The organism is Xanthobacter sp. BG11Y11_SDJG (genome assembly GCF_057364445.1).
This window is the reverse complement of record NZ_JBNFNU010000742.1, coordinates 1-1028: the sequence shown is the minus strand read 5'-3', so window position 1 is coordinate 1028 and position 1028 is coordinate 1. Positions and strand designations below refer to the sequence as shown.

Genomic DNA, 1028 nt, shown 5'->3' with positions numbered 1-1028 from the left:
GCGGCCCCGGACCGCCCGGCGCTGGCGGGGGCTGCGCCGGCAGCGCGCCGCCGCGTCCTCACCCCTTCAATCGCCGCCCGCTCTTCCGCTTGGCGCTGGCTCTCGGCCCGCTTGGTGACGATCGAGGCGACGATCACCACCACGGTGACGATGGCGATGAGGATGGTACAGACGGCGTTGATCTCCGGCGTCACGCCGAGGCGCACCTGCGAATAGATGCGCATGGGCAAGGTGGTGGCGCCCGGGCCGGTGGTGAAGCTCGCAATCACCAGGTCGTCCAGCGACAGCGTGAAGGCCAGCATGAAGCCCGATATGACGGCCGGCAGGATCAGCGGCAGGGTGATGGTGAAGAAAGTCTTGAGCGGCGGCGAGCCGAGGTCGAGCGCCGCCTCCTCCAGCGTCGTGTCGAAGGTCACGAGCCGCGACTGCACCACCACCGCCACGAAGCACATGGTGAAGGTGATGTGGGCGAGCGTCACGGTCCAGAAGCCGCGGTCGAAGTCCACCGCCACGAACAGCAGCAGCAGCGACAGGCCGGTGATGACCTCGGGCATGACAAGGGGGGCATAGATCATGCCCGAGAACAGCGTGCGGCCCAGGAACCGGCCATAGCGCGTGAGCGCCAGTGCCGCCATGGTGCCGAGCACGGTGGCGACGCTGGCCGAAACGAAGGCGACGCGCAGCGTCACCCAGGCGGCATCGAGCAGTTGCTCGTTCTCCAGCAGCGCCCAGTACCAGCGGGTGGAGAAGCCGCCCCACACCGTGACCAGGCGCGAGTCGTTGAAGGAATAGATCACCAGCAGCAGGATCGGGATGTAGAGGAAGGCGAACCCCAGCGCGATCGAGCTGACGTTGAACCAGGTGAGCCCGCGCCTCATCGCCCCGCCTCCCCGATCGATGCCTGGACCGCCGCTCGGCCGGACGCGCGCTCGCGGCCACGCGCCCCCCTCCACCCCACGCCCCTCTCCCCCGCCGGGGAGAGGGAGCTTTGGCCGGCAGCCAGCGGCGAGGGTCGCATCCACGCGGCT

The 1028-nt window shown here is 69.3% G+C and carries 1 protein-coding gene; it reads right to left on the bottom strand.

Features of this window, described 5'->3' with window-relative positions:
• A partial coding sequence (locus AC2W7M_RS26220) for an ABC transporter permease (RefSeq protein ID WP_486136103.1) occupies positions 1-878 on the bottom strand: 878 nt, incomplete at its 3' end.
• Positions 879-1028 lie beyond the last annotated feature (150 nt).